This is a genomic window from Citrobacter sp. Awk 4, assembly GCF_028069725.1.
Lineage (GTDB): Bacteria > Pseudomonadota > Gammaproteobacteria > Enterobacterales > Enterobacteriaceae > Citrobacter_D.
In genome coordinates, this window is sequence record NZ_JANEWG010000006.1 from 21,737 (window position 1) to 35,905 (window position 14,169).

The following is a 14,169-nucleotide window of genomic DNA, read 5'->3' on the forward strand; positions in this document are numbered from 1 at the left end:
AATGCAGTATTAAATGATTCACCGTCGACAAAGTGAGCCGTTATGACAGACAACACTCTTGCCTTTTCGGTGCTGGACCTGGCCCCCATCCCCGAAGGCTCCTGCGCCAAAGAAGCGTTCTCGCACTCTCTGGATCTCGCCCAACTGGCAGAAACGCGTGGCTACCATCGCTACTGGCTGGCGGAGCATCACAACATGACCGGTATTGCCAGTGCGGCAACGTCGGTACTGATTGGCTACCTGGCAGCGAACACGACCACCCTCCACCTGGGTTCCGGCGGCGTCATGTTGCCAAACCATTCCCCACTGGTGATTGCCGAGCAGTTCGGTACGCTCAACACACTTTATCCGGGGCGTATCGATTTAGGGTTAGGTCGCGCGCCAGGCAGCGATCAACCGACAATGCGTGCGCTGCGTCGCCATATGAGCAGCGATATCGATAACTTCCCGCGCGACGTGACCGAACTGGTGGACTGGTTCGACGCCCGCGATCCGAATCCACAGGTACGCCCGGTGCCCGGCTACGGCGAGAAAATCCCGGTATGGCTGCTCGGCTCCAGCCTGTATGGTGCTCAGTTGGCCGCGCAACTCGGCCTGCCGTTTGCGTTTGCCTCTCACTTCGCACCAGATATGCTGTTCCAGGCGCTGCATCTGTACCGCACCCAGTTTAAGCCGTCTGAGCGTCTTGAGAAGCCCTATGCCATGGTGTGTATCAACATTATCGCCGCCGACAGCAACCGTGATGCCGAGTTCTTGTTTACCTCGATGCAGCAGGCGTTCGTCAAATTACGCCGTGGCGAGACAGGGCAACTGCCGCCACCGGTAGAAAATATGCATCAGCTGTGGTCTGCCTCCGAGCAGTATGGCGTCCAGCAGGCGCTGAGCATGTCCTTGGTAGGAGATAAAGCGAAAGTGCGTCACGGTCTGGAATCCATCCTGCGTGAAACCCAGCCGGATGAGATCATGGTTAACGGGCAGATTTTCGATCACCAGGCACGGCTGCACTCGTTTGAGCTGGCGATGGATGTGAAAGAGGAATTGGTGGGGTAGTGCGTTGTTTTGCCCGGTGGCGCTTCGCTTACCGGGCCTACAGAATCAACCAGGCCGGATAAGGCGCAGCCGCCATCCGGCACAACAAAGTTACTGATACACTGGTAACAGATTAAAGCTCGACAAGATATGTACCAGCGCGTTACCGACACCAAATACCAGAATCAGTGCAATCATCGGCTTGCCACCCCATACCCGGAATTTCGGGCTACCAAAGCGCTTACGTGACGCACGCGCCAGCAGTGCCGGAACAATGGCTGCCCAAATGGTCGCCGCCAGTCCTGCATAACCGATAGCGTACAGGAAACCGTTCGGCCACAGCAGGCCACCAATAATTGGCGGAACGAAGGTCAGCAATGCCGTTTTAAAGCGGCCCAATGCAGAGTCGTCAAAACCAAACAGATCCGCCAGATAGTCAAACAGGCCCAGCGTAACGCCGAGGAAAGAGCTCGCGACCGCAAAGTTAGAGAACACCACCAACAGCAGATCCAGGCTACGGCTGTTCAGTACGCCGCTCAGAGCCTGCACCAACACATCAATGTTGCCACCCTTCTGCGCGATGCCGATAAATTCCGGGCGTGGAATATTGCCCATCGTTCCCAACAACCAGACGGTGTACAACACCAGCGCCAGTAACGTTCCGTAGACCAGGCACTTAACGATAGTGCGCGGATCTTTGCCGTAATACTTCATCAGGCTCGGTACATTACCGTGATAACCAAATGAGGCCAGACAGAATGGCAGGGTCATCAGCAGATAAGGCGTGTACGATGCGTGACTTTCCGTCACGTTAAACAGCGTTGTTGGCGTCACGTGCCCCAACAGGCTCCCGAAGGTCAGGAAGAATGTAATGACCTTCGCACCCAACACGATCGCCGTCATCCGGCTGACGGCTTTGGTACTCAGCCACACCACAAACGCCACCAACAGCGCAAACGCCAAACCTGCCGCCCGCGCCGGAACGTTCAATGACATTTCGGCAAAGGTGTGATGCAGAATCGAACCACTCGCAGAGATGTAGGCATAGGTCAGGATGTACAGCACAAAAGCGATAGAAATGCCGTTGACCACGTTCCAGCTTTTACCCAGCAGATCTTTGGTGATAGTGTCAAAGCTCGAACCAATCCGGTAGTTGAGGTTCGCTTCCAGGATCATCAGCCCCGAGTGCAGCATACAAAACCAGGTAAAGATCAGCGCCGCCATTGACCAAAAGAACCAACTACCCGCCATCACCACCGGCAGGGAAAACATCCCAGCGCCGATAATGGTACCGCCAATAATCACTACGCCGCCAAGCAGCGAAGGGGACGTTTGGGTGGTGGTTAGTGTTGCCATTCAGCCATCTCTCCAGTGAATAATATTGCAACTGCATTTTATTGTGCCGCACTGTACCAGTACACGAGTACAAAAGAAATAAAAAAAGCCCCGATAACGAATATCGGGGCTGTATATTTTACTTTACAGTGCAGGTACGTTGATCAGCGTAAATTACGCGTCACCACCGAAACGACGACGACCAGTGGAATCATCGCGACGCGGCGCACGACCTTCACGACGCTCACCGCTGAAACGACGACCATCACCACGGCCACCTTCACGGCGCTCACCACCAAAACCGCGACCTTCGCCACGACCGCCTTCACGACGCTCGCCGCCAAAACTACGACCACCGCCACGACGCTCACCACCGGTATGCGGTTGCGCATCGCCCAGCAGTTGCATGTTCATTGGCTTGTTCAGGATGCGGGTACGCGTAAAGTGCTGCAGCACGTCGCCCGGCATACCTTTCGGCAGCTCGATAGTTGAGTGGGAAGCAAACAGCTTGATGTTACCGATGTAACGGCTGCTGATATCGCCTTCGTTAGCGATCGCGCCAACAATATGACGTACTTCAACACCGTCATCACGACCCACTTCAATGCGGTACAGTTGCATATCGCCAACGTCACGACGTTCACGACGCGGACGGTCTTCACCACCACGTTCCGGACGGTCGCCACGCGGACCACGATCGTTACGATCGCGTGGACCACGGTCATCACGGTCACGGAATTCACGCTTCGGACGCATTGGCGCATCTGGCGGAACGATCAGAGTACGTTCGCCCTGTGCCATTTTCAGCAATGCTGCCGCCAGAGTTTCGAGATCCAGTTCTTCACCTTCTACCGTCGGCTGGATTTTTGCCAGCAGCGCGCGGTATTGATCCAGATCGCTGCTTTCCAGCTGCTGCTGAACTTTAGCGGCGAATTTCTCCAGACGGCGTTTGCCCAGCAGTTCTGCGTTCGGCAGTTCCACTTCCGGAATGGTCAGTTTCATGGTGCGTTCGATGTTACGCAGCAGACGACGCTCACGGTTCTCAACGAACAACAGAGCACGACCCGCACGACCCGCACGACCGGTACGACCGATACGGTGAACGTAAGACTCGGAGTCCATCGGGATGTCGTAGTTCACAACAAGGCTGATGCGCTCAACGTCCAGGCCACGTGCTGCCACGTCAGTTGCAATCAGGATATCCAGACGGCCATCTTTCAGGCGCTCCAGAGTCTGCTCACGCAGCGCCTGGTTCATGTCGCCGTTCAGCGCTGCGCTGTTATAACCGCTACGCTCCAGCGCTTCAGCCACTTCCAGGGTCGCATTTTTGGTACGAACGAAGATAATCGCCGCATCAAAATCTTCTGCTTCGAGGAAACGCACCAGCGCTTCATTTTTACGCATGCCCCAGACAGTCCAGTAGCTCTGGCTGATGTCAGGACGAGTCGTCACGCTGGACTGGATACGCACTTCCTGCGGCTCTTTCATAAAGCGGCGGGTAATACGACGAATCGCTTCCGGCATGGTGGCAGAGAACAGAGCGGTCTGATGACCTTCCGGGATCTGCGCCATAATGGTTTCAACGTCTTCGATGAAGCCCATACGCAACATTTCATCGGCTTCGTCCAGCACCAGACCACTCAGTTTAGAGAGATCCAGCGTACCGCGCTTCAGGTGATCCAGCAGACGACCCGGCGTACCGACAACGATCTGCGGCCCCTGACGCAGGGCACGTAATTGCACGTCATAACGCTGGCCGCCGTACAGAGCAACCACGTTCACGCCGCGCATGTGTTTAGAGAAATCCGTCATGGCTTCAGCAACCTGAACCGCCAGTTCGCGGGTCGGTGCCAGCACCAGGATTTGAGGTGCTTTCAGCTCAGGATCAAGATTATTGAGCAGCGGTAAAGAGAACGCTGCAGTTTTGCCGCTACCCGTCTGGGCCATACCCAGAACATCGCGGCCGCCCAGCAGATGCGGAATGCACTCTGCCTGGATTGGAGATGGTTTTTCGTAACCCAGATCGTTAAGGGCTTCAAGGATAGGAGCCTTCAGGCCCAGATCTGCAAAAGTGGTTTCGAATTCAGCCATGTAGTACGTGTGCCTCAAAATTAATGGCGGCCAGTCTACATAACTCATCATGAAATTGATCTGCAATTTTCATTGAAAAGTGTGAACCGGCTCAAAGTAGGTGTATTAACGAACAACAACGCCCTCACCCGTGAAGGTGATGGCAATCAAAAAGATTACGGGCTGATGTGTACGTCAGCTATTGCTGGTCCGATTCTGCCAGGTCATCTTGGTCCTGGCCCAGGAGCGATAATTCCAACAATGCGTATCGGTGCTCAACAAAGTTATGAACGTTGTTAGCCACCGCCAGTTTGAACAATGCCGTAGCGTTGTCCAAATCCCCCAGACTTAGGTAATACTTACCTAAATAGAAGTTGGTTTCACTGAGATGCTCAGCGAGCGAGGTGTTATCCGTTGCGTCTGCCTTGAGCCTTTCCATCAACGTTGCTTCGCTAATGTTGCCCAGGTAGAACTCGACAATGTTCCATCCCCATTGCTCTTTATCCGATTTCTCGAAACGTTGTTTTAACGCTTCTTTAGCCTGCTCCTCATCGAGCTTCTGCTCAGCGAGATAAAGCCACAGACTGCGGAAAGGATCATTGGGATCGTCTTGATAAAACGCCAGCAGATCATCTTGCGCTAACTTGTCGCGACCGCCGTAATACAATGCGATACCACGATTTAAGTGCGCGTAGTTGTAAGTTGGATCAAGCTCAAGTACAGAATCAAACGCTTCATAGGCAGCATCAAAATTGCCTGCCTGCGTTAAATAAATGCCTAAGTAATTGAATACTTCAGGCATATCTGGTCGGATTGCCAGCGCTTGTGAAAAATCATTTCGCGCTAATGCCCTCAGACCGAGACTATCATACAACACTCCGCGCTCATATAAAAGCTGTGCGCGTTCGTCATCGGTTAAAGCCCGACTGGCAAGAATTTGTTCCATGCGTGCCAGAATCACTTCCTGCTGCAAAGTCGGTTGCAATGGCACTGCGAGGACTTCACTCTTACGCCAGGCAGAGTTGCTGCATCCTGCCAGCGTGAGTGCTGTCGCAACGAAACACCAGCGCAAAAAAGGCTTCATTTCCCACTCCCGAAGACAACGATTGAATGAACGTCCTGTTCCCCGGTTGCTAACAAGGCATCCTGCCGGGTCAGAGGCCCTCCGCAATGGCGGAGGGCAAATGGCAACCTTACTCGCCCTGTTCTGCTACCGGTGCTTCCGGCGCAGCAGCTGGCTGAGACTGCTCAGTTGCTTCTTTAATGCTCAGACGGACACGGCCCTGGCGATCAACTTCCAGAACTTTGACCGGTACTTCCTGACCCATCTGCAGGTAATCAGTCACTTTCTCAACACGCTTGTCAGCGATCTGAGAGATGTGAACCAAACCTTCTTTACCGCCGCCGATGGCAACGAATGCACCAAAGTCAACGATACGGGTTACTTTACCAGTGTAGATGCGACCCACTTCAATTTCTGCCGTAATTTCTTCGATGCGACGGATAGCATATTTTGCTTTCTCACCGTCGGTCGCCGCGATCTTAACAGTACCGTCATCTTCGATTTCGATAGTGGTGCCGGTTTCTTCGGTCAGGGCACGGATAACAGAACCGCCTTTACCGATGACGTCTTTGATCTTGTCTGGGCTGATCTTAATGGTATGGATACGTGGAGCGAACTGAGAAATATCGCCGCGTGGTGCGTTGATAGCCTGTTCCATCACACCCAGGATGTGCAGACGCGCACCTTTAGCCTGGTTCAGAGCAACCTGCATGATCTCTTTGGTGATACCTTCGATTTTGATATCCATCTGCAGTGCAGAGATACCATCGCGGGAACCCGCCACTTTGAAGTCCATGTCGCCCAGGTGATCTTCGTCACCCAGAATGTCAGACAGAACAACAAAGTTATCGCCTTCTTTCACCAGACCCATTGCGATACCCGCAACGGCAGCTTTGATCGGCACACCTGCATCCATCAGCGCCAAAGAAGCACCACACACGGAAGCCATAGATGAAGAGCCATTGGACTCAGTGATTTCAGACACGACGCGAACGGTGTACGGGAACTTCTCGATATCCGGCATAACCGCCAGCACGCCGCGCTTCGCCAGACGACCGTGACCGATTTCACGACGCTTCGGAGAACCGACCATACCCGTTTCACCCACGCAGTACGGAGGGAAGTTGTAGTGGAACAGGAAGGTGTCAGTACGCTCGCCCATCAGTTCATCGAGGTTCTGAGCATCACGCGTTGTACCCAGCGTTGCAGTAACCAGCGCCTGAGTTTCACCACGGGTGAACAGTGCGGAACCGTGGGTACGAGGCAGAACGCCAGTGCGCACATCCAGGCCACGGATCATGTCTTTTTCACGACCATCGATACGCGGTTCGCCTGCCAGTACGCGGCTACGAACAACGTTTTTCTCGATTGCGTGCAGGATTTCACCCAGTTCGTTAGCGTCCAGGGTTTCGTCTTCAGCAACCAGCGTCGCGATCACTTCAGATTTGATCACGTCAACCTGAGCATAACGTTCCTGCTTGTCAGTGATGCGGTAAGCGTCGCTCAGGCGGGATTCCGCCAGGGCTGCAACGCGCGCGTTCAGTGCGTCGTTTGCCGCTTCCGGCTGCCAGTCCCAACGCGGTTTGCCCGCTTCTTTAACCAGTTCGTTGATGTTCTGGATAACAACCTGCTGTTGATCATGACCAAACACAACCGCACCCAGCATCTGGTCTTCGCTCAGCAGTTCTGCTTCGGATTCAACCATCAGCACGGCAGCTTCGGTACCCGCAACGACCAGGTCCAGTTTGCTTTCTTTCAGTTCGTCCTGAGTCGGGTTCAGTACATACTGGTCATTGATGTAACCAACACGTGCAGCACCGATTGGGCCATTGAAAGGAATACCAGACAGAGACAGCGCTGCGGAAGCACCGATCATTGCCACGATATCCGGGTTAACCTGCGGGTTAACGGAAACCACGGTCGCGATAACCTGAACTTCATTGACGAAGCCTTCCGGGAACAGCGGGCGAACCGGGCGGTCAATCAGACGCGCAATCAGGGTTTCGCCTTCGCTTGGACGGCCTTCACGACGGAAGAAGCTGCCCGGGATACGACCAGCAGCGTAAGTACGCTCCTGATAGTTAACGGTCAGTGGGAAAAAGTCCTGGCCTGGCTTCGCTTTCTTCTGACCTACAACGGTAACGAATACCGCAGTGTCATCCATGCTAACCATCACAGCGGCAGTTGCCTGACGCGCCATCATGCCGGTTTCCAGTGTTACGGTATGTTGGCCGTACTGGAATTTACGAACGATCGGATTAAGCAAAATTCTATCCTTTCTCTAATTTTTGATAGCGCCACCAGCGCCATCGTTAATACCCGATCTTCAGCGCATCCTCGCGACTAATGACAATCCTAACCCGTCATCGGGTCAAGCCTCTCATTAGCCGCGCGAACCTCTGCAACAAAAGATCATACTTAGCAACAATACATTAGTTTCCAGTGAATTGCTGCCATCAGCTTGAAAAAAGGGGCCATGAAGGCCCCCTCTTTCTGAAACTCGCAAGAATTAGCGACGCAGACCCAGACGCTCGATCAGCGCGGTGTAGCGTGCAACATCTTTACGTTTCAGGTAGTCGAGCAGTTTACGACGCTGAGAAACCATACGCAGCAGACCACGACGGCTGTGGTGATCTTTTTTGTGCTCTGCAAAGTGACCCTGCAGGTGGTTGATCTGTGCAGTCAGCAGAGCAACCTGAACTTCGGTAGAACCGCTGTCGTTAGTACCACGACCAAACTCAGAAACGATTTTAGCTTTAGCTTCAACGCTTAGAGACATGATGAACTCCAAAAATAATAAAAAATGAAAGGGTGCCAATCTCTAATTCAGCAACCCCATGTAAACGCCGCATGAACTGTTAACAAATTTACGCGGTGTTAAGCGGCAGTATTCTACTCGCAGCGTCCTGTTATCGCAAGACTGAGCAGAGTTACGCCGGATACTCCACGACCAGACGACGAGGCGCTACGCGGCCTTCATCATCCATTTCACCCATCCCAATAAACTTACCGTCATCACCTTCCGTCACGCGAACCAGACCTTCCAGCGGCGCGCCAGTTGTACGAACCGGATTACCATTTTTAAAGTAAACCGACGAGGTTAAAGGAAGATTAACGATAGGGTAGTCCGAAGCCGGACTGTCCATGGGCATCAGCAGCGGATCAAGCAGTTGGGCTGCAGGGATCCCCTGCTGCTCGGCCTGTTCGATAAGATCGCGTAAATGCTCCAGGGTGACCATCCGATCCACCGGGTATTTACTGACAGCCAGACGACGCAGGAAAGTCACGTGCGCGCCGCACCCCAGCTTCTCACCCAGATCATCAATAATGGTCCGAATATAGGTGCCTTTAGAACAGTGAACTTCCAGCTCCAGTTCGTTACCTTCGTGACGAATAAAGAGCAGTTCATAGACGGTAATCGGTCGGGCTTCTCGCGGAACCTCAATACCCTGGCGAGCATATTCGTACAGCTTTTTACCCTGATATTTCAGTGCCGAGTACATTGACGGTATCTGCTCGATATCACCTCTGAACGTCTCCAGCGCAGCCGCCAGTTGTTCCGGGGTAAACGTCACGGGACGTTCCTGCACGATTTGACCGTCGGCATCCGAGGTGTCGGTCCGCTGTCCCAGCCGGGCAATGACACGATAACGCTTATCCGAATCAAGCAGATACTGGGAAAACTTCGTCGCTTCACCGAGACAAATCGGCAGCATACCCGTCGCCAACGGATCCAATGCTCCGGTATGACCAGCGCGATTGGCGTTGTAAAGACGTTTTACTTTTTGCAGCACGTCATTGCTGGACATGCCCTGCGGCTTGTCCAGCAACAGGACTCCGTGAATGTCGCGACCACGACGACGAGGACGACTCATTAGTCCTCCTTGCTGTCGTCCGGGTTCACACGACGTTCTTCGTCATGTTTCACCACGTTGGTCACCAGGTTTGACATACGCATCCCTTCTACCAACGAGTTATCGTAGAAGAACGTCAGTTCCGGCACGATACGTAAACGCATCGCTTTCCCCAACAGGCTGCGGATAAAACCAGAGGCTTCCTGCAACGCTTTGATGCCCGCTTTTACTGCGGCTTCATCTTTGTCGTTCAGGAAGGTGACAAACACTTTGGCATAGGCCAGATCACGTGACATTTCAACACCGGAAACCGTGGTCATCATGCCCAGACGAGGATCTTTAATTTCGCGCTGCAGGATGATAGCAATCTCTTTTTGCATCTCCTGAGCGACGCGCTGTGGGCGACCAAATTCTTTCGCCATAACAAATTCTCCAGAATAAAGACAAAAAAGGGGCCAAAAGCCCCTTTTTAAAATTTTATGCCGGGCGGCGCTCTCAAGCCTGATGGCGCTATCGCTTATCAGGCCTACACCCCGGCCAACATCCAGTATCGTAGGCCCGGTATACGCAGTGCCACCAGGCATTACGATGATTATGCGATCGTACGTTGGATCTCGATGATCTCGAACACTTCGATCATATCGCCAACGCGAACGTCGTTGTAGTTCTTAACGCCGATACCACATTCCATGCCGTTACGGACTTCGTTAACGTCATCTTTGAAGCGGCGCAGGGATTCCAGTTCGCCTTCATAGATAACCACGTTGTCACGCAGTACGCGGATTGGGTTGTGACGTTTAATCGTACCTTCGGTAACCATACAGCCCGCGATTGCGCCAAATTTCGGTGATTTAAACACATCACGAACTTCAGCCAGACCAATGATCTGCTGTTTCAGTTCCGGAGACAGCATACCGCTCATCGCCGCTTTCACTTCGTCGATCAGGTTATAGATGACGGAGTAGTAACGCAGATCCAGGTTTTCGGATTCAATCACTTTACGCGCAGAGGCATCAGCACGGACGTTGAAGCCAACCAGAATCGCGTTGGATGCCGCAGCCAGGGTTGCGTCGGTTTCGGTGATACCACCTACGCCAGAACCGATGATCTTCACTTTAACTTCGTCAGTAGACAGTTTCAGCAAGGAGTCGGAGATCGCTTCCACAGAACCCTGAACGTCAGCCTTCAGAACGACGTTCACTTCGTGAACTTCGCCTTCGGTCATGTTAGCGAACATGTTCTCGAGTTTAGATTTCTGCTGACGAGCCAGTTTAACTTCACGGAATTTGCCCTGACGGTACAGCGCAACTTCACGGGCTTTCTTCTCGTCACGAACCACGGTAACTTCGTCACCCGCAGCCGGAACACCGGAAAGGCCCAGGATTTCGACCGGAATAGACGGACCCGCTTCCAGTACTTCCTGGCCCAGTTCGTTACGCATTGCACGAACACGACCATATTCGAAGCCACACAGCACGATATCACCCTTGTTCAGGGTACCTTCACGCACCAGGACGGTAGCCACTGGGCCACGACCTTTGTCCAGGAAGGATTCAATGACCGCACCGCTCGCCATACCTTTACGAATCGCTTTCAGCTCCAGAACTTCAGCCTGCAGCAGGATAGCGTTCAGCAGGTCATCAATACCGGTACCCGCTTTCGCAGAAACTGGAATGAACTGTGATTCGCCGCCCCACTCTTCCGGCATAACACCGTACTGAGACAGTTCGTTTTTAACGCGATCCATATCGGCTTCTGGCTTATCGATTTTGTTCACTGCAACAACCATCGGTACCTGCGCTGCTTTCGCATGCTGGATAGCTTCGATAGTCTGCGGCATCACGCCGTCATCTGCTGCAACAACCAGAACAACGATATCCGTAGCCTGCGCACCACGAGCACGCATGGAGGTAAACGCGGCGTGGCCCGGGGTATCCAGGAAGGTGATCATACCGTTGTCGGTTTCAACGTGGTATGCACCGATGTGCTGGGTAATGCCGCCCGCTTCGCCAGAGGCCACTTTCGTTGAACGAATGTAGTCCAGCAGAGAGGTTTTACCGTGGTCAACGTGGCCCATGATGGTCACCACCGGTGCACGCGGTTCAGCCGCAGCGCCAGTGTCACGGTCACTCATTACCGCTTCTTCCAGCTCGTTTTCACGACGCAGGATAACTTTGTGACCCATCTCTTCGGCAACCAGCTGTGCGGTTTCCTGGTCGATGACCTGGTTAATGGTGGCCATTGCGCCCAGTTTCATCATCGCTTTGATAACCTGAGAGCCTTTAACCGCCATCTTGTTAGCTAAATCACCAACGGTGATGGTTTCACCAATCACAACGTCACGGTTAACTGCCTGAGCCGGCTTCTGGAAGCCCTGCTGCAGAGAAGAACCTTTACGCTGCTTGCCGCCTTTACCGCCACGAACCGCTGCACGCGCTTCTTCACGGTCAGCTTTCGATTCAGCGTGTTTGTTGCCTTTTTTAGCCGGACGAGCTGCTTTCGTGGTGCGAGTACGACCACGACCGCCTTCAACTTCACGATCGTTTTCGTCTTCAGCCTGACGTGCGTGCTGAGAAGTGGTGACATGATAATCACTCTTATCATCTTCCACTTTCTCTTGTTCAGCCCAAACACCGGCATTTTCTTCAGCCATACGGCGAGCTTCTTCAGCCACTCGACGAGCTTCTTCTTCAAGCTTACGGCGTGCTTCTTCTTCCGCTTTGCGCTTCAGTTCAGCGGCTTCATTTTCACGGCGGGCTTTTTCTGCCTGGGCTGTTTTGGTCATATCGTCGGTCTGTTGATTGCTCACTTTGTCTTTTTCCGCAGCTTCACGTTTCGCTTTTTCAGCGGCTTCACGCTTAGCTTGTTCTGCGGCCTCACGTTCAGCTTTTTGTTGCGCCTCGCGTTTGGCTGTTTCTTCAGCTTCACGACGGGCTTGCTCTTCCGCTTCACGCTGCGCCTGCTCTTCCGCGGCAAGGCGTTCAGCCTCTTGCGGATCGCGTTTTACAAAGGTGCGTGTCTTGCGGACTTCGATTTGTACCGATTTACTTTTTCCACCGGTACCTGGAATATTGAGAGTACTGCGCGTTTTACGCTGCAGTGTCAACTTATCTGGGGCAGAGCCGTTTTCACGGTTCAGATGCGCCAGTAAGGTCTGTTTCTCTTGTGCGGACACAGAGTCATCAGCCGACTTCGGGATACCTGCATCAGCAAATTGCTGTACCAGGCGATCCACGGAGGTCTGTATCTCTGCAGCCAGCGTTTTTACGGTTACATCTGTCATACTGTTCCTTCCTGCTACAGTTTATTACGCTTCGTCGCCGAACCAGCAAATATTACGGGCAGCCATAATCAGCTCACCGGCTTTTTCGTCGGTCAACCCTTCGATATCAGCCAGATCATCAATGCCCTGTTCAGCGAGATCTTCCAGCGTACAAACACCACGGGCAGCCAGTTTGAACGCCATTTCGCGATCTAATCCTTCCAGATTCAGCAGATCGTCAGCCGGTTTGTTATCACCGAGGCTTTCTTCCTGGGCCAGTGCCAGAGTGGTCAGTGCGTTTTTAGCACGCTCGCGCAGCGTTTCAACGGTCTGCTCATCAAGGCCGTCAATTGCCAGCAGTTCTTTCATTGGCACATAGGCCAGTTCTTCCAGCGTAGCAAAACCTTCTTCCACCAGAACGGTCGCGAAATCTTCATCGATATCGAGATATTTGGTGAAGGTATCAATGGCTGCATGCGCTTCAGCCTGATGCTTAGCCTGCAGGTCATCAACGGTCATCACGTTGAGTTCCCAACCGCTCAGTTGCGAAGCCAGGCGGACGTTCTGACCGTTACGTCCGATCGCCTGAGCCAGATTACCGGCTTCAACCGCGATATCCATCGTGTGTTTATCTTCATCCACCACGATGGAAGCGACGTCTGCTGGCGCCATTGCGTTGATCACGAACTGTGCCGGATTATCATCCCACAGGACGATATCGATACGCTCGCCGCCCAGTTCGGTAGAAACCGCCTGAACACGCGCACCGCGCATACCCACACAAGCACCAACCGGATCGATACGCTTATCGTTGGTTTTCACTGCGATTTTCGCGCGAGAACCTGGATCACGAGCCGCCGCTTTAATTTCAATCACTTCTTCGCCAATTTCCGGCACTTCAATGCGGAACAGTTCAATCAGCATTTCCGGTTTGGAACGCGTCACAAACAGTTGCGCACCACGCGCTTCCGGGCGAACGGAGTACAGAACGCCACGAATACGGTCACCCGGACGGAAGTTTTCACGCGGCAGCATGTCTTCACGTTGGATCACAGCTTCTGCATTGCTGCCCAGATCCAGAGAAATGTTGTCGCGATTTACTTTCTTCACTACACCAGTGACGATCTCGCCTTCGTGCTCACGGAATTGATCAACAACCATCGCACGTTCGGCTTCACGTACTTTCTGCACGATAACCTGTTTTGCCGTCTGGGTAGTGATACGGTCAAAAGTGACAGATTCAATTTGATCTTCAACGTAACCGCCCACGTTCAGACTTTCGTCTTCAAAACGTGCCGCTTCCAGCGTAATTTCTTTCGTCGGCTGAGTGACTTCTTCCACAATGAGCCAACGGCGGAAAGTATCGAAATCACCGCTTTTACGATCGATCTCTACGCGAACGTCGATTTCTTGCTCATATTTTTTCTTTGTTGCTGTAGCCAGCGCACTTTCCAGCGCTTCAAAAATTTTCTCGCGTGGCAGCGCTTTTTCGTTGGAGACGGCTTCAACAACAGCCAAAATTTCTTTGTTCATCGCGGGCTTTTCACCTCAATCCA

11 protein-coding genes are annotated in these 14,169 nt (G+C 53.0%); 1 reads left to right on the forward strand and 10 read right to left on the reverse strand.

The window, feature by feature from the left end; genetic code table 11:
- The first annotated feature begins 42 nt into the window (after positions 1-42).
- Entirely contained in the window at positions 43-1,050 is a 1,008-nt protein-coding gene (locus NNO04_RS03615) for a luciferase-like monooxygenase (protein ID WP_271443530.1), read from the forward strand.
- 90 nt (positions 1,051-1,140) lie between these two features.
- On the opposite strand, the gene mtr is transcribed toward NNO04_RS03615, so the two are convergent.
- The 10 genes from mtr to nusA all read right to left on the reverse strand — a co-directional run bounded on the left by mtr (position 1,141) and on the right by nusA (position 14,146).
- Entirely contained in the window at positions 1,141-2,385 is a 1,245-nt protein-coding gene (gene mtr / locus NNO04_RS03620; protein ID WP_271443531.1) for a tryptophan permease, read from the reverse strand.
- A gap of 153 nt (positions 2,386-2,538) precedes the next feature.
- On the reverse strand, positions 2,539-4,455 hold the full coding sequence (deaD, locus tag NNO04_RS03625) for an ATP-dependent RNA helicase DeaD (RefSeq protein WP_271443532.1): 1,917 nt from the start codon (positions 4,453-4,455) through the stop codon (positions 2,539-2,541).
- Entirely contained in the window at positions 4,448-4,528 is an 81-nt protein-coding gene (yrbN, locus tag NNO04_RS03630; protein ID WP_010723222.1) for a protein YrbN, read from the reverse strand. The genes deaD and yrbN overlap by 8 nt, the downstream gene beginning before the upstream one ends.
- Positions 4,529-4,633: 105 nt before the next feature.
- Complete coding sequence (gene nlpI / locus NNO04_RS03635) at positions 4,634-5,518, reverse strand: lipoprotein NlpI (RefSeq protein ID WP_271443533.1); 885 nt, start codon at positions 5,516-5,518, stop codon at positions 4,634-4,636.
- 109 nt (positions 5,519-5,627) lie between these two features.
- A complete protein-coding gene (gene pnp / locus NNO04_RS03640; RefSeq protein ID WP_442870726.1) occupies positions 5,628-7,763 on the reverse strand; it encodes a polyribonucleotide nucleotidyltransferase in 2,136 nt (711 codons plus the stop codon).
- A gap of 243 nt (positions 7,764-8,006) precedes the next feature.
- On the reverse strand, positions 8,007-8,276 hold the full coding sequence (gene rpsO, locus NNO04_RS03645) for a 30S ribosomal protein S15 (RefSeq protein WP_003861789.1): 270 nt from the start codon (positions 8,274-8,276) through the stop codon (positions 8,007-8,009).
- A 151-nt stretch (positions 8,277-8,427) separates the two neighbouring features.
- Positions 8,428-9,372: a tRNA pseudouridine(55) synthase TruB gene (truB, locus tag NNO04_RS03650; protein WP_271443534.1), complete on the reverse strand. Its 945-nt coding sequence runs from the start codon at positions 9,370-9,372 to the stop codon at positions 8,428-8,430.
- Positions 9,372-9,773 carry a 30S ribosome-binding factor RbfA gene (gene rbfA / locus NNO04_RS03655; RefSeq protein WP_049848849.1) on the reverse strand — a complete coding sequence of 134 codons (402 nt, stop codon included), beginning with the start codon at positions 9,771-9,773 and terminating at the stop codon, positions 9,372-9,374. The genes truB and rbfA overlap by 1 nt, the downstream gene beginning before the upstream one ends.
- A gap of 170 nt (positions 9,774-9,943) precedes the next feature.
- The gene (gene infB, locus NNO04_RS03660) at positions 9,944-12,634 is read right to left on the reverse strand and encodes a translation initiation factor IF-2 (RefSeq protein ID WP_271443535.1); all 2,691 of its coding nucleotides are present in this window, start codon (positions 12,632-12,634) and stop codon (positions 9,944-9,946) included.
- A gap of 24 nt (positions 12,635-12,658) precedes the next feature.
- Positions 12,659-14,146: a transcription termination factor NusA gene (gene nusA / locus NNO04_RS03665; RefSeq protein ID WP_271443536.1), complete on the reverse strand. Its 1,488-nt coding sequence runs from the start codon at positions 14,144-14,146 to the stop codon at positions 12,659-12,661.
- Between the last annotated feature and the right edge of the window lie 23 nt (positions 14,147-14,169).

Excerpts from the sequence above, each read along its gene's own strand:
- NNO04_RS03615 (WP_271443530.1), top strand. The coding sequence starts at position 43 with ATGACAGACAACACTCTTGCCTTTTCGGTGCTGGACCTGGCCCCCATC.
- mtr (WP_271443531.1), bottom strand. The coding sequence starts at position 2,385 with ATGGCAACACTAACCACCACCCAAACGTCCCCTTCGCTGCTTGGCGGC.
- deaD (WP_271443532.1), bottom strand. The coding sequence starts at position 4,455 with ATGGCTGAATTCGAAACCACTTTTGCAGATCTGGGCCTGAAGGCTCCT.
- yrbN (WP_010723222.1), bottom strand. The coding sequence starts at position 4,528 with ATGAAAATTGCAGATCAATTTCATGATGAGTTATGTAGACTGGCCGCC.
- nlpI (WP_271443533.1), bottom strand. The coding sequence starts at position 5,518 with ATGAAGCCTTTTTTGCGCTGGTGTTTCGTTGCGACAGCACTCACGCTG.
- rpsO (WP_003861789.1), bottom strand. The coding sequence starts at position 8,276 with ATGTCTCTAAGCGTTGAAGCTAAAGCTAAAATCGTTTCTGAGTTTGGT.
- truB (WP_271443534.1), bottom strand. The coding sequence starts at position 9,372 with ATGAGTCGTCCTCGTCGTCGTGGTCGCGACATTCACGGAGTCCTGTTG.
- rbfA (WP_049848849.1), bottom strand. The coding sequence starts at position 9,773 with ATGGCGAAAGAATTTGGTCGCCCACAGCGCGTCGCTCAGGAGATGCAA.
- infB (WP_271443535.1), bottom strand. The coding sequence starts at position 12,634 with ATGACAGATGTAACCGTAAAAACGCTGGCTGCAGAGATACAGACCTCC.
- nusA (WP_271443536.1), bottom strand. The coding sequence starts at position 14,146 with ATGAACAAAGAAATTTTGGCTGTTGTTGAAGCCGTCTCCAACGAAAAA.